The sequence below is a fragment of the Ensifer sp. genome (genome assembly GCF_035999135.1).
GTDB lineage: Bacteria > Pseudomonadota > Alphaproteobacteria > Rhizobiales > Rhizobiaceae > Ensifer.
In genome coordinates this window covers 1-23,820 of sequence record NZ_DASYGZ010000073.1, presented here as the reverse complement: position 1 = coordinate 23,820, position 23,820 = coordinate 1, and the positions used below count along the sequence as shown (strand labels likewise).

Annotated in this window: 19 protein-coding genes and 1 pseudogene; 8 read left to right on the top strand and 12 right to left on the bottom strand. The window is 61.8% G+C overall.

Annotated elements, in window-relative coordinates:
* The first annotated feature begins 4 nt into the window (after positions 1–4).
* Both VGO12_RS08480 and rpmG read left to right on the top strand, forming a co-directional pair.
* Positions 5–1,189, top strand: coding sequence for an MFS transporter (locus tag VGO12_RS08480; RefSeq protein WP_327512283.1), 1,185 nt, complete (start codon positions 5–7; stop codon positions 1,187–1,189).
* Between the two features lie 93 nt (positions 1,190–1,282).
* The gene (gene rpmG / locus VGO12_RS08475; protein WP_097138867.1) at positions 1,283–1,450 is read left to right on the top strand and encodes a 50S ribosomal protein L33; all 168 of its coding nucleotides are present in this window, start codon (positions 1,283–1,285) and stop codon (positions 1,448–1,450) included.
* A gap of 739 nt (positions 1,451–2,189) precedes the next feature.
* Here rpmG and VGO12_RS08470 read toward each other — a convergent pair.
* Together VGO12_RS08470 and VGO12_RS08465 are read right to left on the bottom strand one after the other, a co-directional pair.
* Positions 2,190–3,557 carry a PleD family two-component system response regulator gene (locus tag VGO12_RS08470; protein WP_327512282.1) on the bottom strand — a complete coding sequence of 456 codons (1,368 nt, stop codon included), beginning with the start codon at positions 3,555–3,557 and terminating at the stop codon, positions 2,190–2,192.
* Positions 3,558–3,574: 17 nt separating this feature from the next.
* Positions 3,575–3,946 (bottom strand): response regulator, encoded by a 372-nt coding sequence (locus VGO12_RS08465; protein ID WP_003537642.1) that lies wholly within the window; start codon positions 3,944–3,946, stop codon positions 3,575–3,577.
* Between the two features lie 156 nt (positions 3,947–4,102).
* Here VGO12_RS08465 and VGO12_RS08460 point away from each other — a divergent pair, with 156 nt between their 5' ends.
* From VGO12_RS08460 to VGO12_RS08445, 4 genes are all read left to right on the top strand, one after another.
* Entirely contained in the window at positions 4,103–4,372 is a 270-nt protein-coding gene (locus VGO12_RS08460; RefSeq protein WP_327512281.1) for a DUF3572 domain-containing protein, read from the top strand.
* Complete coding sequence (locus VGO12_RS08455) at positions 4,369–5,031, top strand: hypothetical protein (protein ID WP_327512280.1); 663 nt, start codon at positions 4,369–4,371, stop codon at positions 5,029–5,031. The genes VGO12_RS08460 and VGO12_RS08455 overlap by 4 nt, the downstream gene beginning before the upstream one ends.
* 171 nt (positions 5,032–5,202) lie before the next feature.
* Entirely contained in the window at positions 5,203–6,495 is a 1,293-nt protein-coding gene (locus VGO12_RS08450) for a DNA polymerase IV (protein ID WP_327512279.1), read from the top strand.
* Positions 6,496–6,635: 140 nt separating this feature from the next.
* Positions 6,636–7,865 (top strand): L,D-transpeptidase family protein, encoded by a 1,230-nt coding sequence (locus tag VGO12_RS08445; protein WP_327512278.1) that lies wholly within the window; start codon positions 6,636–6,638, stop codon positions 7,863–7,865.
* Between the two features lie 256 nt (positions 7,866–8,121).
* Here the strand turns inward: VGO12_RS08445 and dnaE are convergent, their stop codons facing one another.
* Entirely contained in the window at positions 8,122–11,619 is a 3,498-nt protein-coding gene (dnaE, locus tag VGO12_RS08440; protein WP_327512294.1) for a DNA polymerase III subunit alpha, read from the bottom strand.
* Between the two features lie 416 nt (positions 11,620–12,035).
* Here dnaE and VGO12_RS08435 point away from each other — a divergent pair, with 416 nt between their 5' ends.
* Complete coding sequence (locus VGO12_RS08435; RefSeq protein ID WP_327512277.1) at positions 12,036–12,608, top strand: hypothetical protein; 573 nt, start codon at positions 12,036–12,038, stop codon at positions 12,606–12,608.
* Positions 12,609–12,727: 119 nt separating this feature from the next.
* Positions 12,728–13,123, top strand: a pseudogene (locus tag VGO12_RS08430) (DUF5680 domain-containing protein); the annotation flags it as partial.
* Positions 13,124–13,139: 16 nt separating this feature from the next.
* Here the strand turns inward: VGO12_RS08430 and VGO12_RS08425 are convergent.
* The 9 genes from VGO12_RS08425 to nuoN form a co-directional block, all read right to left on the bottom strand.
* On the bottom strand, positions 13,140–14,420 hold the full coding sequence (locus tag VGO12_RS08425; protein ID WP_327512276.1) for a lipoprotein-releasing ABC transporter permease subunit: 1,281 nt from the start codon (positions 14,418–14,420) through the stop codon (positions 13,140–13,142).
* A gap of 433 nt (positions 14,421–14,853) precedes the next feature.
* Positions 14,854–15,540, bottom strand: coding sequence for an ABC transporter ATP-binding protein (locus VGO12_RS08420; protein WP_327512275.1), 687 nt, complete (start codon positions 15,538–15,540; stop codon positions 14,854–14,856).
* 16 nt (positions 15,541–15,556) lie between these two features.
* Complete coding sequence (locus tag VGO12_RS08415; protein ID WP_327512274.1) at positions 15,557–16,867, bottom strand: lipoprotein-releasing ABC transporter permease subunit; 1,311 nt, start codon at positions 16,865–16,867, stop codon at positions 15,557–15,559.
* 19 nt (positions 16,868–16,886) lie between these two features.
* Positions 16,887–18,215, bottom strand: coding sequence for a proline--tRNA ligase (gene proS, locus VGO12_RS08410; protein ID WP_327512273.1), 1,329 nt, complete (start codon positions 18,213–18,215; stop codon positions 16,887–16,889).
* A gap of 751 nt (positions 18,216–18,966) precedes the next feature.
* Entirely contained in the window at positions 18,967–19,236 is a 270-nt protein-coding gene (locus VGO12_RS08405) for a DUF1467 family protein (RefSeq protein WP_327512272.1), read from the bottom strand.
* Positions 19,237–19,354: 118 nt separating this feature from the next.
* Complete coding sequence (gene mce, locus VGO12_RS08400) at positions 19,355–19,759, bottom strand: methylmalonyl-CoA epimerase (RefSeq protein ID WP_327512271.1); 405 nt, start codon at positions 19,757–19,759, stop codon at positions 19,355–19,357.
* 66 nt (positions 19,760–19,825) lie between these two features.
* Complete coding sequence (locus VGO12_RS08395) at positions 19,826–21,493, bottom strand: ribonuclease J (RefSeq protein WP_327512270.1); 1,668 nt, start codon at positions 21,491–21,493, stop codon at positions 19,826–19,828.
* Positions 21,494–21,520: 27 nt separating this feature from the next.
* Positions 21,521–22,285 (bottom strand): biotin--[acetyl-CoA-carboxylase] ligase, encoded by a 765-nt coding sequence (locus VGO12_RS08390; protein ID WP_327512292.1) that lies wholly within the window; start codon positions 22,283–22,285, stop codon positions 21,521–21,523.
* Positions 22,285–23,727 carry an NADH-quinone oxidoreductase subunit NuoN gene (nuoN, locus tag VGO12_RS08385; RefSeq protein WP_327512269.1) on the bottom strand — a complete coding sequence of 481 codons (1,443 nt, stop codon included), beginning with the start codon at positions 23,725–23,727 and terminating at the stop codon, positions 22,285–22,287. Before nuoN ends, VGO12_RS08390 begins: the two co-directional genes overlap by 1 nt.
* Between the last annotated feature and the right edge of the window lie 93 nt (positions 23,728–23,820).

Here is a 23,820-nt window from a genome sequence, read left to right as displayed (position 1 = left end):
TCAGATGTCCCAGCCATCGCCCGGTACAGTCGCACCGGTTGAGGAAATTCACTGGCGATCGTTGATCGCGGCCGTGGCCGCCATCAGCGCGGTCGGCATAGCGATCGGCCTCGGGCTGCCGCTGCTTTCGATCATCATGGAGAAGCGCGGGATCTCCTCGACGCTGATCGGCCTCAACTCCGCCATGGCTGGCCTGGCATCGATGGTTGCCGCTCCGTTCACGACCAAGTTCGCCCATCGGCATGGCGTCGCGCCGACGATGCTGTGGGCTGTCGTGATCGCCGCGGCCAGTTCGTTCGGTTTCTACTACATCACCAATTTCTGGCTCTGGTTTCCGCTCAGGATCGTTTTCCACGGGGCGATCACCGTCCTCTTCATCCTCTCGGAGTTCTGGATCAACGCCACCGCCCCGCCGGCAAAGCGCGGTTTCGTGCTCGGCATCTACGGCACGTTCCTGTCGCTGGGATTCCTGACCGGACCGCTGCTGTTTTCGATCCTCGGCAGCGAAGGCATCCTGCCGTTTGTCGTGGGCGCCAGTGTCATTCTGCTTGCGTCGGTGCCGATCTTCCTTGCGCGCGACGAAAGCCCCGTCATCGACGAGAAGCCCGAGCGGCACTTCCTGCGCTATGTCTACCTCGTGCCCACGGCAACGGCGGCTGTGTTCATTTTCGGCGCGGTCGAATCAGGTGGCCTCTCGCTGTTCCTGATCTTCGGAACGAGGGCCGGTTTCAGCGAATCGCAGGCGGCACTGCTTCTGACGGTGATGGGCGTCGGCAATTTCATCTTCCAGATCCCGGTCGGCATGCTTTCCGACCGGGTGAAGGACAGGCGAACGCTGCTCTCGGCGATGACGGTCATCGGCCTCGTCGGTGCACTGTTCCTGCCCCTGCTCGTCGAGAGCTGGTTCCTGATGGCGATCGTGCTCCTGTTCTGGGGCGGCTGCGTCTCCGGGCTCTATACCGTCGGCCTCAGCCACCTTGGCTCCAGGCTGCAGGGAGCCGATCTTGCCGCGGCCAACGCCGCATTCGTGTTCTCCTATGCCGTCGGCACCGTCGCGGGGCCGCAGGTCATCGGCGCGTCGATGGACGCCACCGGCAACAATGGTTTTGCCTGGGCGATCGCCGGCTTTTTCGGCCTCTATGTCGCGCTTTCAGTGGTCAGGATCGTTTTGAATCCAAAACGGCCTTGACTTTTCGGCCGCGATTTGTAGTTTCGCGCCAACCTTGCCCGTGGCCCGCAACCGGTTGTCCACGGCTTTCATTGTTACAAAGGCAGGACGACCATGGCAAAAGCCACTACCATCAAGATCAAGCTGCTTTCGACAGCCGACACGGGTTTCTTCTACGTCACGACCAAGAACAGCCGTACGATGACGGAAAAGATGACGAAGACCAAGTACGACCCGGTCGCCAGGAAGCACGTCGAATTCAAGGAAACGAAGATCAAGTAAGATCGATCGTTTTCCCGTAATGCGAAGGGCGCCGACCGCATGGTCTGGCGCCCTTTTCTTTTTTAATGGGCGCCGCGCTCGCTCAGGTGCGGCTTCAATCATCCGCTTGCAGCATATCGGCGTCGCAAGACCGCTGCGCGCTTTCGCGGGACATGCCCGCGCCGGCGCTCCAATCGCCGCCACTGCTTTCCGGTGGCCCGTACCGCCTCTCCTTCAAACACGCCGCCGAGCGACGAGCACGGCGTTACCGGCCCTGCAGCATCTTTCCCGCTCCCGACAACACGTCGGCGCTTCCCCTCTCCGCTCCCCAAGCGCCAGAATCAAAAAACGCCGCCCCGGACGGGACGGCGTTTCGGAAAGGGGGTCGGCTGGCTTCTAACTGCGGCACGAGGATTCCGCGGATGTCAAAAGCCAACCGACCGACCCCACGACCCAGGAGATGCGGCGGACCTGAGCATCATGGGGTAACCAAACGTTCAGAGGGCGAATGCCTGCTTGTTAATCAGCATCACCTGAAAATGAAAAAAAATCAACGAATTCTTAATGCGCGAAGCGGTGCCGCTCGGCGCATGGTTAATTCTGTATCGGCTTGAGACAAGCACGTGCATGATCCCCGTCGCCGTCCAAACTCCCCGGTAGCAACAGGTGACGCGAGAATACAACTTTGAATGCAACCTGCAAGAGGTTGCCTGATAATTTCCTCTGGACCTGAAATGCCTAAAAGCCAGGCATTAACCGGTCAGGCCGCAGCTGCGACCACGCGGTTTCGGCCCTCGTTCTTGGCCTGGTAGAGGGCGGTGTCTGCGCGCTTCAGGAGACCTTCGGCCGTATCGCTGCCGAGCCTGAGGCTGGCAATGCCCATCGACGCCGTGACCTTCAGCGGACCGTCCGCCTGCGGGATCGGGAACGGCAAGCTCTCGATGATCATGCGCAGCCGCTCGGCGACGCCGGCGGCCATTTCGGCCGACGTGTCCGGCATGACGACGATGAATTCCTCGCCGCCGAAGCGGCAGGCAAGATCGGCGCCGCGCACCGTTGCACGGATACGATTGGCAAACTCCCTGAGAACCTCGTCACCGACATCATGGCCGTAGGTGTCGTTGACCTGCTTGAAACGGTCGATGTCGGTCATGCAGATCGACAGCGGCCGGCCGCGCGCGGCGGCGCGATCCATGAGCAGTTTCAGGTGCGTATCGAAGTAGCGACGATTGTGGAGCCCGGTCAGTCCGTCGGTGACGGCAAGCTCGATCGTCTGCTGCACGCTGGCGCGCAGCCTGTCGTTGCAATGCTTGCGCCGGATCTGCGTCATCGAACGCGCGATCAACTCGTTGGGATCGACCGGCCGCATCAGGTAGTCGGTCACCCCCAGGTCGAGTGCGCGCACCACCAGCTCGTCGCTGCCCTGCTCGGCGATCAGAAGGATCGGGATGAAACGGGTGCGTTCGAGTGAGCGCAGCTGCGAGCAAAGCCGCAACGGATCGTAATCGTCGAAGTTCGCGTTGACGATGACCAGGTCGAAATTGTTCTCAGCCGCCTCGAACAGCGCCGCCTGCGGATCGGATATCACCGAAACCTCGGCAATCGGCTTCAGGGCGCGCTGCAGGCGCTCCTGCGAGGATCCGCGTCCGTCGACGAGCAGAACATTGCCGGGCTCGTCAGGACGGTCCACACGGGCAACGTCCTCGAGTCCGATCGTCTGCGCCGTCAATGCCCTGAGGCGCAGCTCGTCGCTGACGTTCTTCAGCCGCACCAGGCTCTTGACGCGCGACATCAGCTGAAGGTCGTTGACGGGCTTGGTCAGAAAATCGTCGGCGCCGGCTTTCAGGCCGCGCACGCGATCCGACGGCTGGTCGAGTGCCGTGACCATGACAACGGGAATATGCGCGGTCTTCGGGTTTGCCTTCAGCCGCTCGCAGACCTCGAAGCCATCAAGCCCGGGCATCATGATATCGAGAAGGACCAGATCGATCGGCGTCTTTTCGCAAAGCGCCAGCGCTGCATAACCATCATTGGCCGTGAGCACGTCGAAGTATTCCGCAAGCAAACGGGCTTCCAGCAGTTTCACATTGGCCGGCACATCATCGACGACAAGAATACGCGCAGTCATATCAATTTTCCCGCCGCTCAGGCATCGCCCAGGTAGGTTTTGATCGTTTCAATGAACTTCGGTACGGAGATCGGCTTGGAGACATAGGCCTCGCACCCGCCCTGGCGGATCCGTTCCTCGTCACCCTTCATTGCAAAGGCGGTGACGGCGATGACCGGGATGACGTGCAGTTCGTCATCCTCCTTCAGCCACTTCGTCACTTCCAGACCGGAGACTTCCGGCAGCTGAATGTCCATGAGAATGAGATCGGGACGGTGCTTGCGCGCGAGCTCGAGCGCCTCCATGCCGTTGCGCGTCTGGATCGTCGCGTAGCCGGAAGCCTCAATCAGGTCGCGGAACAGCTTCATGTTCAGCTCGTTGTCTTCAACAATCATTACCTGTTTGGGCATGTCGATCCCTTGCTGTCCGTCGTCGCCTTGCAAGTCTTTTCAGGATACATAACTTGCGCGGATAACGACTCGACCCATTTCCTCAACATCAGAGATAGTCCTATTTGGTTGAAAAATAGGTAACTCCGGGCGTAAAAACCATACGGGGACGCAGCAATGAAGAGCGCCGAAGAAATCGCCATCGACATCCTTGCCTGGCTTGCCGGCGAGCCAGAGCTCCTGTCCCGTTTCCTGGCCCTGACCGGTACCGAGCCCGGATCGCTGCGCACGGCGATCACCGAGCCCGGCTTCATGGGGGGCATCGTCGCCTTCCTCATGGAGCATGAGCCGACGCTGATGGCCTTCTGCGAGGCGACGGGCACAGCACCGCAAGATGTCGTCAGGGCGCATGCGGCGCTCTCCGGCCATTCGGACTTCGACGATTGAGCGCGCCCGGCATATCGCCGATCGACGACATCAGACTTGGGGCCAGACCTCTGATCGTCAGCGACATCGATGATGTTGTTCTTGAATTCATCAATCCGTTCAAGGCTTTCCTTGAAAACTGCGGCCACCGGCTTTTGCCCCGCTCCTTTCGCCTGACCGGCAATATCGTCCGGCGCGTCGACGATCAGCCGGTTGTGGACGCCGACGTCAAAACCCTGCTCGATGCCTTTTACGGTTCTCAGGACCTTTGGCAGACGCCGGCCACGGAGGTCACCGAGACGCTCGCCGCCCTGTCGGACCAAGCCGACATCGTCTTCTTGACCGCGATGCCGCCGCAGCATGCGGCGGTGCGTCGGGCCCTGCTCGACCGTCTCGGTCTTCGCTATCCGCTGATCGCGTCCGAGGCGCCAAAGGGTCCGATCGTGCGCCAACTGCACGGCGGTCGCGCAGTGCCCGTCGTCTTCATCGACGACATGCTGCGCAACCTGAGATCGGTGCGAGAGCACAGCCCGTCCTGCCTGCTGGTCAATCTGATGGTCGATTCCGAGTTTCGCGCGCTTGCGCCGAAAGCGGATGATGGCATCTGCATCGCGGCCGACTGGCTGGACGCGGCGGACGCCATTCGCCGGCACTTTGGCCAGCAATCCGACAGAGGCTGACCGCTCGACAAGGCCCGCCACCGTCAGAGGTCCGGCCGCATCGACGGCGATCCCGACAGTCCGGGCGATCTCTGTCCACAGCCGTGGTTGCCGCTCGATTTCCAATCGTGCCTCCCTTGAGACTCGCCAGCCTAGAGCGTAAGGTCGGAATGTTCAACATTTGTTCCAGGCATGGTCGACGGTACTGCTTCATCTCCAGGCTTCTGCCGCGACTGCCTCAAGGAGCAGGCCGCGTCCGCGCGACGTTGTCTTGCCTGCGGCAGCCCTCGGCTCCTCCGCCACGGCGAGCTCTATGACCTGACCCTGGCCCACATCGATTGCGATGCTTTCTACGCCTCAATCGAGAAGCGCGACAATCCAGAGCTTGCCGACAAGCCGGTGATCATAGGCGGCGGCAAACGGGGCGTCGTGTCCACCGCCTGCTACATCGCGCGCATCCATGGCGTGCGCTCGGCGATGCCGATGTTCAAGGCGCTGGAGGCGTGTCCGCAGGCGGTCGTCATCAAACCCGATATGGAAAAATATGTGCGTGTCGGCCGCGAGGTACGCACGCTGATGCAGGAACTGACACCCCTGGTGCAGCCGCTGTCGATCGACGAGGCCTTCCTCGAGCTCAAAGGCACCGAGCGGCTTCACCATGACCCGCCGGCGCGCACGCTTGCCCGCTTTGCCCGTCGCGTCGAGCAGGAGATCGGCATCACCGTCTCGGTCGGCCTCTCCTATTGCAAATTTCTCGCCAAGGTCGCGTCCGATCTGCAGAAACCACGGGGCTTTTCCGTCATCGGACAGGTCGAAGCCCTGGAGTTTCTGAGAGAGAAACCGGTTACCCTGATCTGGGGTGTAGGCAAGGCTTTCGCCGCCACGCTCGAGCGCGACGGCGTGCGCACCATCGGGCAATTGCAGACCATGGAAGAAGCCGACCTCATGCGCCGCTACGGCACCATGGGCCAGCGGCTCTTCCGTCTGTCGCGCGGGCTCGACGAGCGGGCGGTCGAGATCGACGGGGAAGCCAAGAGCGTTTCGTCCGAAACAACCTTCAATGACGATCTCGGGCGATACGACGATCTGGTCGTGCACCTCAGACGCCTCAGCGAGCAGGTGGCGCATCGGTTGCGCAAGTCCGAGCTGGCCGGCCAGACCGTCGTCTTGAAGCTGAAAACGTCCGATTTCAAGCTGCGCACCCGCAACCGCCGGCTCGACAGTCCCACCCGGCTTGCCGACCGCATCTTCCGCACCGGCCTCCAGCTTCTCGAAAAAGAGGCCGACGGCACGAAGTACCGGCTGATCGGCATCGGTGTCAGCGATCTCTCCGCACCTGATCTCGCCGACCCGCCCGATCTCGTCGACCCGGCAGCCAGCCGACGCGCTGCGGCTGAAGACGCGATGAACAAGCTGCGCGACAAGTTCGGCAAGGCGAGCGTCGAGACCGGCTATACCTTCGGCACGCGGAAGCGGGATCCTTGACGCCTCGAGCAACGACGCAAATCGCGACGCATTGGGGCGCGCGATCACGCAACCTTGATCGATCCTCCACGGTCGCCTGATCAATTCCTTAAAGTTTGCCGAATAGGCTCGTGCGCCAAGTCATGTGTTGGGTTGAGTGTATGGTATCGCGTTTCGCTCTCACCGCCAGCTTCGTCGCATTGCTTCTGTCGCCCGCAAGCGGGTTGGCAGGCAGTCGCGGGCCGCTACAGATCATTGTGTCGAAGGACCAGCAGTCGCTCGTCGTCTACGACGGCGACGCGGTGATTGCGACCTCGCCGGTCTCGACCGGCAAGGCCGGGCATACGACGCCATCAGGCATCTTTTCGATCCTGGAGAAGCGCCGCCATCACAAGTCGAACATCTATTCAAACGCGCCGATGCCCTTCATGCAGCGGCTCACCTGGTCGGGCATCGCGCTCCACGGTTCCAACCACGTGCCGGACTATCCGGCGTCACACGGCTGCGTGCGATTGCCGAGCGCCTTTGCCGCTTCGCTCTTCAAGATGACCGACCGCGGCGTGCACGTGCTGATCTCGGATCGGCAGATGACACCCGTCGAGGTCAAGAGCGCGCTGCTCTTCCGGCCGGCCCCGATCGAGATCGAGCCGCCGCTTTCCGATGTGCCGCTTCGACCCGCCATCAGCCAGGCCGCAGACGGACCGGTGGAAGTGGCAATGCGGCAGCCGGACGGCGCCACCGGTGCCACTCGATCGATGGAAGAACCGATCCGCATCCTGATCACACGCAGCGACTTGCGTGACGATATGCGTGAGGTGCAGGCCTCGCTCGAAGTTCTCGGTTACGCTCCCGGCACGGTGGACGGACATTCAGGACCGGCAACAGTCGCCGCACTGCGCGCTTTCCAGGCGAGCGAGGGCCTTGAAAGTGACGGCAAGCTGACACTCGAACTGACCGACAGGCTGCTGCGCAAGGCAGGCCGCACACCACCGCAGAACGGCAAACTCCTCGTTCGCCAAGGGTTCAAGCCGCTCTTTGAAGCTGGACTGACCATCGACAATCCCGACGAGGCGCTCGGCACGCATTTTCTTCAGTTCCGCCACAACGAGGAGGCAGGGGCGGAAGGAAAGTGGTTCGGCGTTACCCTTGAGAACCATCTGCCTTCGTCGACCAAAAAACGGCTTGGCATCTCCACGGAGGCCGATCCTTTCGCCTATAACGGCATCCAGCGCACGCTGGCACGGCTGACGATTGCCGATGACGTTCGCAAGCAGGTCGAGCAACTTCTTTCCGAAGGCTCGTCGCTTTCGATCGCCGACACCGACAGCGGATTGGAAACCGGCCCGGGCACCGATTTCATCACGATTACGCGGCCGCGCCCGGCAGGCTGAGCGGTCGCAGCGCCGCTCAACCCGATAGCGCCCCATCGGACGCGCAAACGTCGCTTCAGCGCTTTGAATTGCCGCACGTTTTCTCGGCTGAGAACGACGAACCATGCGGCTGAGACGCGCATGGAATCACGATGCGCGCCATGCCAGGACAGGCGACCGTCGAAGGAAACACGACACCGGATCGGCAAAGGGCCGACCGAACGGGTCCTCAGGCTATGCCCGTTCTAGGAGACGGAGAACCGTTCGGCTGTGCCGGTCATACCAACTCCACGTCGACCACGCCCGGCGCGGAGCGAAGAGCTGCGGCGATCTCCGGCGAAATCCGAAACTTTTCGCTGAGTTCCACCTCGATCTCGCGCTGACCGTTGTCCTTGATGACGACGAAGGAGACGAGGCCGTCGCCCCTCGTGTTGAGATGCGAGGCGATCGATTTCAACGGACCGGAATCGCGCACATAGACGCGCAGCGCCTTCTGCAACTGCAGTGATTCTTCTTCAAGGGAGCGCAGGGTCTGGATGCGCAGGCCGATGCCTTCCGGCCGCTCTTCGGCGGCGACCGTCATGACCAGCGATTTGCCGGGTTCAAGCAGGTCGCGATACTGGTGCAGCATCTCGGAAAACAGCACTGCCTCGAACTGCCCGGACGAATCGGAAAAGGCGACGATGCCCATCTTGTTGCCCGTGCGTGTCTTGCGCTCCTGCTTCGAGGTCACCGTGCCGGCAAGCCGACCGGCGGTCGCCCCCTTCTTCACCGCACCGGCGAAATCTCCGAAGGTTTGCACGCGCATCTTGGCAAGCAGCGCATTGTAGGTGTCGAGTGGGTGGGCGGAGAGGTAGAAACCCAGTACCTGGAACTCCCGGTGCAGCTTTTCGGAAGCGAGCCACGGCGTGTAGGTCGGCAGAGCGATGCGCTCCGGGCCGGTGGCGGCCCCCGCGCCGAACATGTCGCTCTGGCCGCTCGTCTTGTTTTCCTGGGCGCGCTGGGCAAAACCCAGAATGCGGTCAAGGCCGCCCACCAGTGCCGCCCGGTCATAGCCGAAACAATCGAAGGCGCCGGCGGCGATCAGGCTTTCGAAGACGCGACGGTTGAGAAGCTTCGGATCGATCCTCAGGCAGAAATCCTCAAGGCTGGCAAACGCGCGGTCGCCGCGGACGTCGACGATGTGCTCGACGGCCGATTCCCCTACCCCTTTGATGGCAGCCAGTGAATAATAGATGCGGCTCTCGCCGGTCTGGAACTGGCGGAACGAGGTCTGCACCGATGGCGCGATCACCTGAATGCCGAGACGATTTGCGTCCTGGCGGAAATCGTTGATCTTTTCGGTGTTGGACATGTCGAGCGTCATCGACGCTGCCAGGAACTCGACCGGGTAATGCGCCTTCATGTAGGCGGTCTGGTAGGAAACAATCGCGTAGGCTGCGGCGTGCGACTTGTTGAAGCCGTAGTTGGCGAACTTGGCGAGCAGGTCGAAGATCAGGTCGGCCTGGGGCTTGGACACCTCGTTCTTCACGGCGCCGTCGACGAAGCGGGCGCGCTGCTTGTCCATTTCCTCCTTGATCTTCTTGCCCATGGCGCGGCGCAAGAGATCGGCCTCGCCGAGCGAATAGCCCGAGAGCACCTGGGCGATCTGCATCACCTGTTCCTGGTAGACGATAACGCCCTGGGTTTCCTTGAGCAGATGGTCGATCTTCGGATGGATTGACTCGATCTCCTCCTCGCCGTGCTTGCGGGCGTTGTAGACGGGGATGTTTTCCATCGGGCCCGGGCGGTAGAGCGCCACCAGTGCGATGATGTCCTCGATGCAGTCGGGCCGCATGCCGATCAGCGCCTTGCGCATGCCGGCGCTTTCCACCTGGAACACGCCGACCGTCTCGCCGCGCGACAACATCTCGTAGGTCTTCGGATCGTCGAGCGGAATGCTCGAAAGATCGACCTCGATGCCGCGCTGCTTGGCGAACTCGACCGCGACCTTCAGCACCGTCAGCGTCTTCAGGCCAAGGAAGTCGAACTTCACAAGGCCCGCCTGCTCGACCCACTTCATGTTGAACTGGGTGACCGGCATGTCGGAACGCGGATCGCGATACATCGGCACGAGCTGCGACAGCGGCCGGTCGCCGATGACGATACCGGCGGCATGGGTCGAGGCGTGGCGGTAGAGCCCTTCGATCTTCTGGGCGATATCAAGCAGGCGCGCGACGACCGGTTCCTTCTCGGCCTCTTCCTGCAGGCGCGGCTCCTCCTCGATCGCCTTGGAGAGCGGCGTCGGATTGGCCGGGTTGTTGGGCACCAGCTTGCAGATCTTGTCGACCTGGCCATAGGGCATTTCGAGCACGCGCCCGACGTCGCGAAGGGCCGCGCGCGCCTGGAGCGAACCGAAGGTGATGATCTGCGCCACCTGTTCGCGGCCGTATTTGCGCTGAACGTAGCGGATCACCTCTTCGCGTCGATCCTGGCAGAAATCGATGTCGAAGTCGGGCATCGAGACGCGTTCGGGATTGAGGAAGCGTTCGAACAGCAGCGAGAAGCGCATCGGATCGACGTCGGTGATCGTCAGCGCATAGGCGACCAGCGAGCCCGCGCCTGAGCCACGGCCCGGCCCGACCGGAATGTCATGTTGCTTCGCCCACTTGATGAAGTCGGCAACGATCAGGAAGTAGCCGGGGAACTTCATGCGCTCGATGACGCTGAGCTCGAAGGCCAGCCGCTCGCGATATTCCTCCTCGGTATAGCCGGGCGCCATGCCGAGCTTGGTCAGACGCTCTTCGAGCCCCTCTTCGGCCTGGCGGCGCAATTCGTCGGACTCGGCGCGCTCGGCTTCTTCCGGGTCGGCGGTCGCGCCCGTGAAGCGCGGCAGGATCGGCCCGCGGGTCTTCAACATGAACGAGCAGCGGCGCGCGATCTCGACCGTGTTTTCCAGCGCCTCCGGCAGGTCGGCAAACAATGCCGCCATTTCCTTGCGGCTCTTCAGGTAATGGTCCGGCGTCAGGCGGAAGCGGCTGTCATCCGAGACCATCGCGTTGTGGGCGACCGCCATCAGCGCATCGTGCGCTTCATAATCGGCTGGCGACGGGAAGAAGGCTTCATTGGTCGCGACGAGCGGGATATCGAACTTGTAGGCAAGGTCGATCATCCGGCTCTCGTGGCGGCGATCGTAGCCACCATGGCGCTGCAGCTCGATGTACAGCCGATCGCCAAAAAGGTCGTGCAAGGCCTCAAGCCGCGCCTCGGCCAGTGCCGTCGAGCCCGCCTTCACCGCCATATCGACCGGACCGCCGGATGCACCGGTCAGCGCGATCAGGCCTTCTGTGCCGCCCTCCGCAAGCCAGGACCGGGTAATGCGCGTCGCCTGGCTGCCTTCGCCGCTCAGATAGGCCCGGCTCACCAGATCGACGAGGCGGGTATAACCATCGTCGGTCGCAGCAATCAGCACGATCGACGGCAACTTGGCGAGATGCTGATGATGACCGCGCCGGTCCCCATCCGCCTCCTCCTCCATGTCGATCGAGAGCTGGCAACCGGTGATCGGCTGCAGCCCGTCGCCGGCGGCCTTCTGCGAGAATTCAAGTGCCGCAAACAGATTGTTGGTGTCGGCGATGCCGATCGCCGGCTGGTCATCGGCGACGGCCTTGCCGATGACCTTCTTCAGCGGCAAGGCGCCTTCGAGCAACGAGAAGGCAGAATGGACGCGCAGATGCACGAACTGTGGATCCGTGCCGAGCGCCCCGCCCGTTACTCCCTTGCCGTCGTCTGCCATGTCGCACCCCGATTCCTGTCTGACCGACAGGATATCCCGCTTCTCACCCGCCATGTCCAGTTTCCGCTGGCATGTCGTCCCCCTTATTCACCCGGGGAGAGAAAAACGTGGAAAGTGCGTGAGGCGAATGTGGGCGCTCACTCAAAAGCCGAGCGCGATGAAAGAGATGCTGGCGATGAACAGGCCCATCGAAGTGAAGGCGGCGAGGTCACGAACAAAATCAGTCATAACATGGCTCCTTTTCCGTTATGTTTTTAATTTGTTCTATTTTTGTTCACTCGTCAAGCGCACTTGAACGCGTTCCGGCGGCGATGGTTAATGGTGGGCGCGCTGGAGCGCAGGAGCCGTTAGGGAACTTGAGCAAAGGAGCGCTGGCCTCTATCAAAGACGAAGACCACAAATGGGAGGATCCCCGGTTGCACAAAGGCCTTGTTCTATCGCTGCTGTTCCTCGTGCCAGGCCCGACGCTTGCGGCGGAAGTGATCGATCCGGCCCGCATCGTCTCGGCGGCAACCGGCGACTGGGACAAGAACGAAACGGCTGATCTGGCGTTGATCGTGCGCCCTGCGGAGGGCAGCGACGAGGACAACGGTGTTTATCTCTATCTGACCGGCGAGAACGGCGCGCTCGCGTTGAAGTCGGCGATCCCGAACAAGGTCTGGGGCCAGTTCGAATTTTCCGGGCAGGCGCCGGTGATCGAGGCGATGCCGAACGGGTCTTTGCTGATCACCAGTCACAATGATTCAATCGGGCGCGACCGCTGGGAGCAGAAACTGACGATCGCCTATCGCAACTTCGAATTCGTCGTCGCCGGCTACACCTATTCCTCCTACGATACGCTCGACCCCGACAAGACCGCGCACTGCGACCTGAATGTCCTGACCGGCAAGGGAAAGGCCAACGACAAGCCTTTCGCCACCAAGGGAGAACTCGTCCTCTTGAAGGACTGGAACGACGACCGTGGCCAGAGGGCCTGCGGCTTTCAATAAGTTGAGGAATGTTTCTGGTCTGTTCTTTACAACCGACGCGGATCGCGACATCTTTTTCCGGAACATATAGGGAACAAAAATGATCGCGCTCGAAGAACTCAAGGACTTCATCGTAAAAGCCGCGCCCCTCCTCCCGACCGGGCTCGCACGACATCGGCTACGAGACAGGCAAATGGCGCTACCTCGACAGCTATTTCGGCGGAACCGATTTCGCTGGCCAGGAGGCCGTCTGGCAGGATGGCGAGCCGTTCTGGGCGATGAACTATTTCGGCCGAATCACACGCGCCGACCTTATCGATGGCGAGAAGGCCGGGCTTGTCATCAAGGCGGCGCTGCAAGCGATGTATCGCGATAAACGCCATTTTCTCGGCGGCACGGCGTTCCGTCACGCCCTCGGCTACTACATCGACAACAGCCACGGCGATACCGATCACTTTTCCGGCCGGGAGGTCATTTTCGTCGACGGCGAGGAGGCCTACGAGCTGGACTATCGTGGTGGCCTGATCAGGCGTTGATCGAGCGCTTCGCGTGTCACTCGCAACGCAGGGCCTGCACCGGATCGAGGCGCGAGGCGCTCCACGCCGGAAAGATCGTCGCGAGGAAGGAAAGGGTGAGCGCCATGACAACGACGAGCGCGGTCTCTCCTGCGTTCATGTCGGCCGGCAGCTGATCGAGGAAGTAGAGCTCCGGGCTGAAAATGGTCGTACCCGATATCCAGGAGAAGAACTGCCGGATGGATTCGATGTTGAGGCAGACGACCGTGCCGAGCGCCATGCCCGCGAGCGTTCCGGCAACGCCGATCGCGGCCCCGGTCATGAAGAATATCCGCATCACCGAACCCGACGTCGCGCCCATGGTTCTCAGGATCGCGATGTCGCTGCCCTTGTCCTTCACCAGCATGATCAGGCCGGAGATGATGTTGAGCGCCGCCACCAGAACAATCAGCGTCAGGATCAGGAACATGACGTTGCGCTGGACGTCGAGGGTCGAGAAAAAGGTCTGGTTGCGGTCGCGCCAGTCGCTGATGAAGATCTGCCGGCCCGCCGCATCCTCGACCGGCTGGCGCAAATGGTCGACGACATCGGGATGTTCGACGAAGATCTCGATCGACTGGGCAAGTCTTTCGACATTGAAGAAGAGCTGCGCTTCCTCCAGCGGCATGAAGATGATCGTCGAATCGTATTCCGACATGCCGATCTCGTAGATCGCCGAGACCGTATAGGCTTTCACGCCGGTGAGCGATGTCAGCGTGATCGGATCGCCGACGTTGATGCCAAGCTGCGTTGCCATGCGCGCGCCGATCGCCACGCCTGAGCCGGAGGCAAAGCCGACCAGATCGCCGGACTGGATACGGTCGGAAAGCGGCTTCAGCTTTTTAAGATCGTCGGCGCGGATACCGCGGACCAGAGCCCCGGTCGAGCTGTCGCCCACCCCTTGCGCCAGCGCCTGACCATCGATCAGCGGGATCGCCATGGTCACGCCCTTGACGCCTGAGAACTTGGTCGCGAGCTCTGCGTAGTTGTCGAGCGGACCATCGATCGGCTGGACGATCATGTGGCCGTTGATGCTGAGAATGCGGGAGATGAGTTCGGTGCGAAAGCCGTTCATCACCGCCATGACGATAATCAGCGTCGCGACGCCGAGCATGATTCCGGTGAAGGAAAAACCGGCAATGACAGAAACGAAGGCTTCCTTGCGCCTTGAGCGCAGGTAGCGCCAGGCCACCATGCGCTCGAAAGCGGAAAAGGGACGGCTGGAGGACCTTTCGAGCTGCGTCGCAGCCTGCACCTGATTTTCAGTCACGGCGCTCATCCTGCCTTCCCTCGCCTCATCACTTGGTTGCGGTCTGTCCTGTGATCGCCGCTTCGACAGTCAACGTCTCGCGGTCGTTGAGTTCGACGCCGCTGCGAACCTACACCGCGGCGGTCGTCGCGATGCGCGCCGGATCCCGCCTGTCGCGTTCGCGGCAGTCTGTCCGGCAAGAGGTATCGCCGACTTACATTGCGTGGCGATGACGTCGAAACGGAATGCGCTCAACAGGATATGGGGACAGCTCAATCTTGCACGACCGGCGCCGTCACGCACGACAACGTCGCCGGGCGGCAGCTGGGAGCAGACTGCGGGCGGAGCGCGGAACCCGGCGACGTCACGAGACGTGCGCGGCCAGTTCAAAGGAACAGCGATCTCTCCCGCAAGCGACTGCGAGCGGTGGACCTTAAGAGACGACGCGCACGCCGTCGGGCCGTCAGGCCATCTCGACGACCTTACCGTCTTCAATCGTAACGCGGCGATCCATCAGACCGGCGAGTTCATGATTGTGCGTCGCGATCAAGGCGGCGAGCCCCGATTGGCGAGCAAGGGCTTCCAGCGCCTCGAAGACGTAGCCGGCAGTTTCCGGATCGAGATTGCCCGTCGGCTCGTCGGCAAGCAGCACCAGCGGCGCATTGGCAACGGCACGGGCGATTGCGACGCGCTGTTGTTCGCCGCCGGAAAGCTCCGCCGGACGATGGTCGGCGCGGTGGCCGATGCGCATGTAATCGAGCAATGCCCGCGCCCGCTCAGCGGCCTCAGCCTTTGGCAGGCCCCCGATCAGTTGCGGCATCATGATGTTCTCGAGCGCCGTGAACTCCGGAAGCAGGTGGTGAAACTGGTAGACGAAGCCGATCTCGTTGCGACGGATCGCAGTCCGCCTGTCGTCGTTCAGCCCGCCGCAGGAGGCCCCGTTGACCAGCACTTCGCCGGCGTCAGGCCGCTCGAGCAGACCCGCAACGTGCAGGAGTGTCGATTTGCCGGTTCCCGAGGGCGCGACCAGGGCCACTGTCTCGCCGCTTCTCAGCGTGAAATCTGCGCCCTTGAGGATGGATAGGAAAGTCTCGCCTTCCCCGTAGTGCCGTTCGACGCCGGTAAGTTGCAGTGCCACACGCGCATTCATTCAAGTGTCGTCCTTGTCATTCGTAACGCAGGGCCTGCACCGGATCGAGGCGCGAGGCGCGCCAGGCCGGAAAGATCGTGGCGAGGAAGGAAAGGGTGAGCGCCATGACAACGACGAGCGCGGTCTCGTCGGCATTCATGTCGGCCGGAAGCTGACTGAGGAAATAGAGCTCGGGGCTGAACAGTGTCGTTCCGGAGATCCACGAGAAAAACTGCCGGATGGATTCGATGTTGAGGCATACGACGACGCCGAGCGCCACACCCGCGAGCGTTCCGGCAACACCAATCGCGGCCCCGGTCATGAAGAATATGCGCATCACCGAACCCGACGTCGCGCCCATGGTTCTCAGGATCGCGATGTCGCTGCCCTTGTCCTTCACCAGCATGATCAGGCCGGAGATGATGTTGAGCGCCGCCACGAGGACGATCAGCGTCAGGATCATGAACATGACGTTGCGCTCGACCTCAAGGGCCGAAAAGAAGGTCTTGTTGCGGTCGCGCCAATCGCTGATGAAGATCTGCCGGCCCGCCGCATCCTCGATCGGCTGGCGCAGTTCGTCGACGACATCGGGATGCTCGACGAAGATCTCGATCGACTGGGCCAGGCCTTCGGCGTTGAAGAAGAGCTGCGATTCCTCCAGCGGCATGAAGATGATCGTCGAATCGTATTCCGACATGCCGATCTCGTAGATCGCCGAAACCGTATAGGCCTTCACCCGCGGGTTCATGCCAAGCGGTGTCACGTCGCCGTTGGGCGAGGTCAGCGTGATCGTGCCGCCGACCTGAATGCCGAGCTGCTCGGCCATGCGCGAACCGATGGCCACGCCCGTGCCCGCGGCAAAGCCAACGAGGTCTCCGGACTGGATATGGTCGGAAACCGACTTCATCTTGCTCAAATCGTCGGCGCGGATACCGCGCACGAGCGCACCGGTCGAACTGTCGCCGATGCCTTGCGCCAGCACCTGGCCCTCGACCAGCGGGATCGCCATGGTCACGCCCTTGACGCCTGAGAATTTGGTCGCGAGGTCGGCGTAGTTATCGAGCGGGCCATCGATCGGCTGGACGATCATGTGGCCGTTGATGCCAAGAATCCGGGAGATGAGTTCGGTGCGAAAGCCGTTCATGACGGCCATGACGATGATCAGCGTCGCCACGCCGAGCATGATGCCGATGAACGAGAATCCGGCGATCACCGAGATGAAGGCTTCCTTGCGCCTTGAGCGCAGGTAGCGCCAGGCCACCATGCGCTCGAAAGCGGAAAAGGGACGGCTGGAGGACTTTTCAGGCTGCACTGCGGCCTGCACCTGATCTTGCGTCACGGCTGTCATCCTGCCTTCCCTTGCCTCTTCACTTCGTTGCGATCAGCTTGTTGATCGCAGCCTCGACCGCCAGCGTCTCGCGCTCGCCGGTCTTGCGATCCTTGAGCTCGACTTCGCCGTTGGCAATCGAACGCGGACCAACGATCACCTGAACCGGCACGCCGATCAGGTCGGCGGTTGCGAACTTGGCACCGGCGCGGTCGTCGCGATCGTCGAGAAGCACGTCGAAACCGGCGTTGCCGAGCTTCGAGTAGAGTGTCTCGCAGGCGCCGTCGCAAGCCGTATCGCCGGCCTTCATGTTGATGATCACGGCATCGAACGGGGCGATGGACTTCGGCCAGATGATGCCGTTGTCGTCATGCGAGGCCTCGATGATCGCCGGCACGAGACGGGTCGGGCCGATGCCGTAGGAGCCCATGTGCACGGCATGTTCCTTGCCATCGGGACCGAGAACCTTGGCGCCCATGGCTTCGGAATACTTGGTGCCGAAATAGAAGATGTGGCCGACTTCGATGCCGCGCGCCGACAGCCGGTCGCCTTCGGCCACTGCAGCGAAGGCCGCCTCGTCATGCATTTCGGACGTCGCTGCATAGCGCGAGGTCCACTTGTCGAAGATGGCCTTCAGACCGGCGACGTCGTCGAAGTTCGTGTCGTCGCCCGGAATGTCGAAACCGAGGAAGTCCTTGTGGCAGAACACCTCGGACTCACCGGTGTCGGCAAGGATGATGAACTCGTGGCTGAGGTTGCCGCCGATCGGGCCGGTGTCGGCACGCATCGGAATGGCGCGCAGGCCCATGCGCGCGAAGGTGCGCAGGTACGCGGCAAACATGCGGTTATAGGCGTGTTCTGCCCCTTCCCGGTCGAGATCGAAGGAATAGGCATCCTTCATCAGGAACTCGCGCGAGCGCATGGTGCCGAAGCGCGGACGGATCTCGTCGCGGAACTTCAGCTGGATATGATAGAGATTGAGCGGCAGATCACGATAGGACTTCACATAGGACCGGAAGACGTCGGTGATCATTTCCTCGTTCGTCGGACCGTAGAGCATAGGCCGGTCCTGGCGATCCTTGATGCGCAGCATCTCCTTGCCATAGGCGTCGTAACGACCGCTCTCCTGCCAAAGCTCGGCGGATTGCAGCGTCGGCATCAGAAGTTCGACGGCGCCCGAACGGTTCTGCTCCTCGCGGATGATCGCGTTGACCTTGTCGAGAACCCGCTTGCCGAGTGGCAGCCAGGTGTAGATGCCCGAGGACTGCTGCCGGACCATGCCCGTGCGGAGCATGAGGCGATGGGAAACGATTTCCGCTTCCTTGGGGTTTTCCTTCAGGATGGGCATGAAAAAGCGGGACAGGCGCATGACGGGTTCCAGAACTAGATGAGCGTCGCACTATCGGCGGATTCGGGCGAAATGACGTTGGGCACGGAGGCCGGCTTCACCATTTTGACTGGCAAGGGCGACCGTCGCTTCTTGGGTCGGCTCTTTCATTTTCCATCTCCGGCAAAGTCGGCAGGAAGCTTTATGAGCCCTGCGTTCATATCTGCTTCGCGGACGGAAGAAAACCCTTGCCGCAATCGAGACGACAGAGATCGCATCTACCAATTTTGAGGGGAAACGGGCGCACAGCCCTGCGTCAAAAGAGCACGCTAGTAACAATATTACGACAGGAATTGTCAACGGGAATATTTTACCCGACTGTAGCAAAAATGCAAAAAAACAGGGTGACAGCGCACAATGTTTGGGCTAATTTCGGCTCACAAAACAGGCATGAAGACTAAATTCTTGCCGATTTTCGCGGTCAAGTCTTGGGAGGATAAGATCTTAGGCGCGCCTAGCCGCTGCCGCCGGAAACGGATTAAAGATCACGCGAAACTTGAAAAACAAGGCTTTCAGCCTTGTTTTTTTTTGCTTTTCACACAGCGCGGTGACGACGAAGCAGTGGCGAAAATTGAACTATGTCAATTTGACGGCCGTCAATACTGCCATTGCCCGGGTTCTGTCCGCAGGGTCGATCGGGTGCCACCATCAAGCGCAGAATAGCACCCATAATATCTAGGGATGCAGCCCGACCAGGGATGCAACGCGCGCAGACGACCGCCCGTGAAAATTATCAGTAGAATTTCGGGTAGAAGCGCGGGATGGAATCGATGCCGTAGCCGAGCTTTACCGAGACGATGTACCAGGCGATCTGGATCACGGCGGCTATGAGGGTCGTCAGCAACAGGACCCGCTTGGCGTTGAATTTGGCCGGTGCGCTCTCGACGCTGCCCGGCACGACGCTGTTTTCTTCGGCCTGCGTGCGCACTCCCAGAGGCAGAACCGCAAAGAGCGTGATCCACCATATGATGAAGTAGATGGCAAAGGTCGAAAAAAGCGGCATTCCCTGCTCCCGTTGAAGACGCCTGGCAAACAAACGACACGGCTGTCTTCCGCGACAATCCGTCCGCCTTATAACGCCGCCTGCCCCATCAGACAAATGGCCATCGCGCGATCAACTGTCACACCTGTTCGAGTTCGATCAGCGTGCCTTGAAAATCCTTGGGATGCAGGAAGAGCACCGGCTTTCCATGGGCGCCGATCTTCGGCTCGCCATCGCCCAGCACGCGCGCGCCGGCCGCGCGCAACTGGTCGCGCGCCGCAAGGATACTTTCCACTTCGTAGCAGATGTGGTGCATTCCCCCCGACGGGCTCTTCGCGAGGAATGCCGCAATCGGCGAGTTTTCGCCAAGCGGCTCGAGCAGTTCGACCTTGGTGTTGGCAAGCGTGACGAAGACGACGGTCACGCCGTGTTCCGGCAAGGCCTGCGGCTCGGTGACGGCGGCTCCGAGCATCGAGCGGTAGCCGTCTGCGGCGGCAACCAGATCGGGCACGGCGATGGCGACGTGGTTCACGCGTCCAAGCATAACGATCCTCCCGCTACGGGCCGTTTCCCGTAGCCCTACGCTAGTTGGCTGACCACCTGTCGCCAATCAGACTTTGGTGACAAAGGCGGTCACGATCGGCTTCTTGCCCCAGATCTGGTTGGCGGTGCTGCGAACGGCGCGGCGAACGGCCTCCTGCAGCATGGCCAGATCCTTGCGTTTCGCGCGCGGGATGCTCTCGACGGCGCCAAGCACGGCGTCATAGAGCGTATCCTCCATATCCTCGCCCTCGTCGTCGAACTCGGGCAGGCCGATCGCGACGATGTCCGGATCGCCGAGGAAATCGTAGCGGCTGTCGAGCACGACATTGACGGCGACATGGCCGGCAAAGGACAGTTTGCGGCGCTCGCCGATGCCCATTTCCTCGAAATCACCGATGAGGCTGCCGTCCTTGTAGATGCGGCCGTGGTGGACTTCGTCGATCACCTCGGCAGGGCCCGGAGCCAACCGGAGCATCTCGCCGTTGCGAAGCCGCGGGACGCTGCCGATGCCCGATTGCGTGCCGAGCTCGGCATGGGCCGTCAGATGCGCCGCCTCACCATGGACAGGCACGAGGATTTGCGGGCGCAACCACTGGTACATCTGCTGCAGCTCGGTGCGGCGCGGGTGTCCGGAGACGTGCACCAGCGCCTCGCTGTCGGTGACGATGTGGATGCCCTGCTCGACCAGGCCGTTCTTGATGTCGTTGATCGCCTTCTCGTTGCCGGGGATGGTGCGTGACGAAAACACGACCGTATCGCCAGCGGAGAAGGCGACGTTGCGCATCTCGTCGCGGGCGATCTTGGCGAGTGCGGCGCGGGGTTCACCCTGGCTGCCGGTGAGGATCACCACGACCTTGTCGCGCGGCACGTAGCCGAACTCGTCCTCGGCAAGGAACGGCTTGATGCCTTCCATCAGGCCAAGATCGGTCGCCACGGCGACGACCCGCTTCATCGAGCTGCCGAGCAGCAGAACGTCCCTGCCCGCCTCTTCCGCAGCCTCGGCGATCGAGCGGATGCGTCCGACATTCGAGGAGAACGTGGTGATCGCGACCCGACCTTCGGCACTGGCGATGATCTTCGTCAGGCTTTCGGAAACTTCCTGCTCCGACGGCGAAACGCCGTCGCGCATGGCATTGGTGGAATCGCAGACGAGCGCCAGCACGCCTTCGTCGCCGATCTGACGGAAGCGCGCTTCATCGGTCAGCGGACCGAGCGACGGCTGCAGGTCGATCTTCCAGTCGCCGGTATGAACGACCGTGCCGACCGGCGTGCGAATGATCAGCGACATCGGCTCGGGGATCGAATGGTTGACCCCGACCGCCTCGATCTCGAACGGGCCGACATTGATGCGGTCGCCCTGCTTGAAGATCGTCACGGGGATTTCGCCGCGGCTCTTTTCGAAATCGCGCTTGGCTTCGAGCATGCCTGCCGTAAACGGCGAGGCATAGACCGGCACGTTGAGCCCCGGCCAAAGGTCGTTCAGACCCCCGTAATGGTCCTCGTGCGCGTGGGTGATGATGATACCCTTGAGGTTGCGCCGCTCTTCCGCCAGGAAGCTGATATCTGCAAGAACCAGATCCACGCCCGGAAGCTCCGGCCCGGGGAAGGTCACGCCGCAGTCGACCATGATCCATTGGCGGTTTCCCGGCCGTCCGTAGCCGTAAAGGCCAAGATTCATGCCGATTTCGCCGACGCCGCCGAGCGGCAAGAACACCAGTTCTTCTTCTTGCGCCATATGGTAGTGCGCCCTTGTTCCTAAGATTTATCCGAAAAATACGTCGCCGGCGGCGATCGTCTGCATCGTGCCCGAGCCGGTATCGAGCAACAACCGCCCGGCGTCATCAATACCGGCAAAGCGACCGGAAAGCGATCGGTCCGGCAGATTAACCGTGATCGCCTCGCCGATGCCGCGGGCAGCTGCGCGCCACTGATCGATCGTGCCGGCGATACCCGCTCCGCGGTTCCAGACAGACAGGGTCTCCGCCATGGTCAGGAACAGGCGGGCGAACAATTCGTCTGGAGACACCGATGCGCCTTCTTTTTGCAGCGATGTCACCGGATAGAGCGCTTCGCCCGGCGCCACCGCGATGTTGACGCCGCAGCCGATGACCAGCGCCTGGCGTCCATCGGCGAGCAATTCACCCTCGAGCAGGATACCGCAGCTCTTCTTACCGTCGATTAGGATGTCGTTCGGCCACTTGATTTCAACGGGTGCGGCACCCGGCGGCATCACCTGGCGGATCGCGCGATGAACGGCGACGGCCACGGCGAGCGGCAACGAATGCAGATGTTCGACCGGAGCCGGATCGACGAGCAGGAGCGATGCGTAGAGATTGCCGGGTTCCGAGAACCACGCCCGGCCGCGTCGGCCGCGGCCGCCCGTCTGGCGCACGGCCGTTACCCAGAGATTGCCCGGGTCGCCCTGGCGCGCGCGCGCCAGGCATTCGCTGTTGGTGGACCCGACCGCATCAAGAGCGACGTGCCGGAAATCGTCGAGCGAGATCCGGCCACCGCTTTCAAGGGCGATCAAAAGAAGGTCCGCGCCGCGACTTCGGCGGCGTTTCCAAGCGGTCCGCCGATCAGGACGTATCCGAGAACGAACAGGCCCGAGAGACCGAACACGAGGCGCAGTTCGCCGGCGGTGCGGGCGAACTCGCCCTTGGCATCGTCGAACCACATCACCTTGATGACGCGCAGATAGTAGTAGGCGCCGACAACCGACGCGAGGACGCCGATGATGGCGAGCGCGTAGAGCTGGGCTTCGATCGCCGCCATGAAGACGAAGTACTTCCCGAAGAAGCCTGCCATCGGCGGGATGCCGGCGAGCGAGAACATCAGCACGGTCAGCACGGTCGCCATGAAGGGGTTCGTCTGCGAGAGGCCGGCGAGGTCGTCGATGTTCTCGACGTTCTCGCCTTCCTTGCGGCGCATCGCCAGGATACAGGCGAAGGTGCCAAGCGTCATGACCATGTAGATCAGCATGTAGAGCAGCACGCCGCGCACACCGGCCATCGAGCCGGCGGCAAGGCCGACGAGCGCATAACCCATGTGGCCGATCGAGGAATAGGCCATCAGGCGCTTGATGTTCTTCTGGCCGATCGCGGCAAACGCACCGAGCAGCATCGAAGCGATCGAGATGAACACGATGATCTGCTGCCAGTCGGCAACCACCGGTTCGAAGGCATTGATGACGATACGCACGAGGATCGCCATGGCCGCAACCTTCGGCGCGGCAGCGAAGAACGCGGTCACCGGGGTCGGCGCGCCTTCGTAGACATCGGGCGTCCACATGTGGAACGGAACGGCCGAGATCTTAAAGGCGAGACCGGCAAGCACGAAGACGAGACCGAAGATCAGGCCGAGCGACCGGCCTTCGGCCGTCAGGGCTGCGGCGATCTCGCTAAAGCCGGTGTGGCCGGTGAAGCCGTAGATCAGCGACATGCCGTAGAGCAGCATGCCCGAAGACAGCGCTCCGAGAACGAAGTACTTGAGGCCGGCCTCGGTCGAACGAACGCTGTCGCGGTTGATGGCGGCGACGACGTAAAGTGCGAGCGACTGCAGTTCCAGCGACAGGTACAGCGAGATCATGTCGTTGGCCGAGATCATCAGCATCATGCCGAGTGTCGCGAGCACCAGAAGCACCGGGAACTCGAAACGATCGATCTGTGCGGACCGGGCATGCCCCACGGTCATGACCATCGCCGTGATGGAGCCGATCAACGCCAGCACCTTCATGAACTTGGCGAAGGGGTCGGAGAGGAAGGCGCCGTTATAGGCCTCACCTTCGCCGGTCTTCAGCACCAGCCAGAGACCGGCAATGATCAGAACGGCGACCGCAAGGCCGGTGACGGTCGAAGCCGACTTTTCGCCGGAGAACACGCCGATCATGAGCAATGCCATTGCGCCGACCGCGAGGATCAACTCGGGGATCGAGAGTTGCAGGCTTGCAAGGAGGGTTTCAGCAGTCATGTCCAATCACGTCCTGTGGTCATTGCACCGAAAGCGCAACGTTTTGCGCTGCCTGCAGGGCTGCGGAGTAGTTGTTGACGAGCAGATCCACGG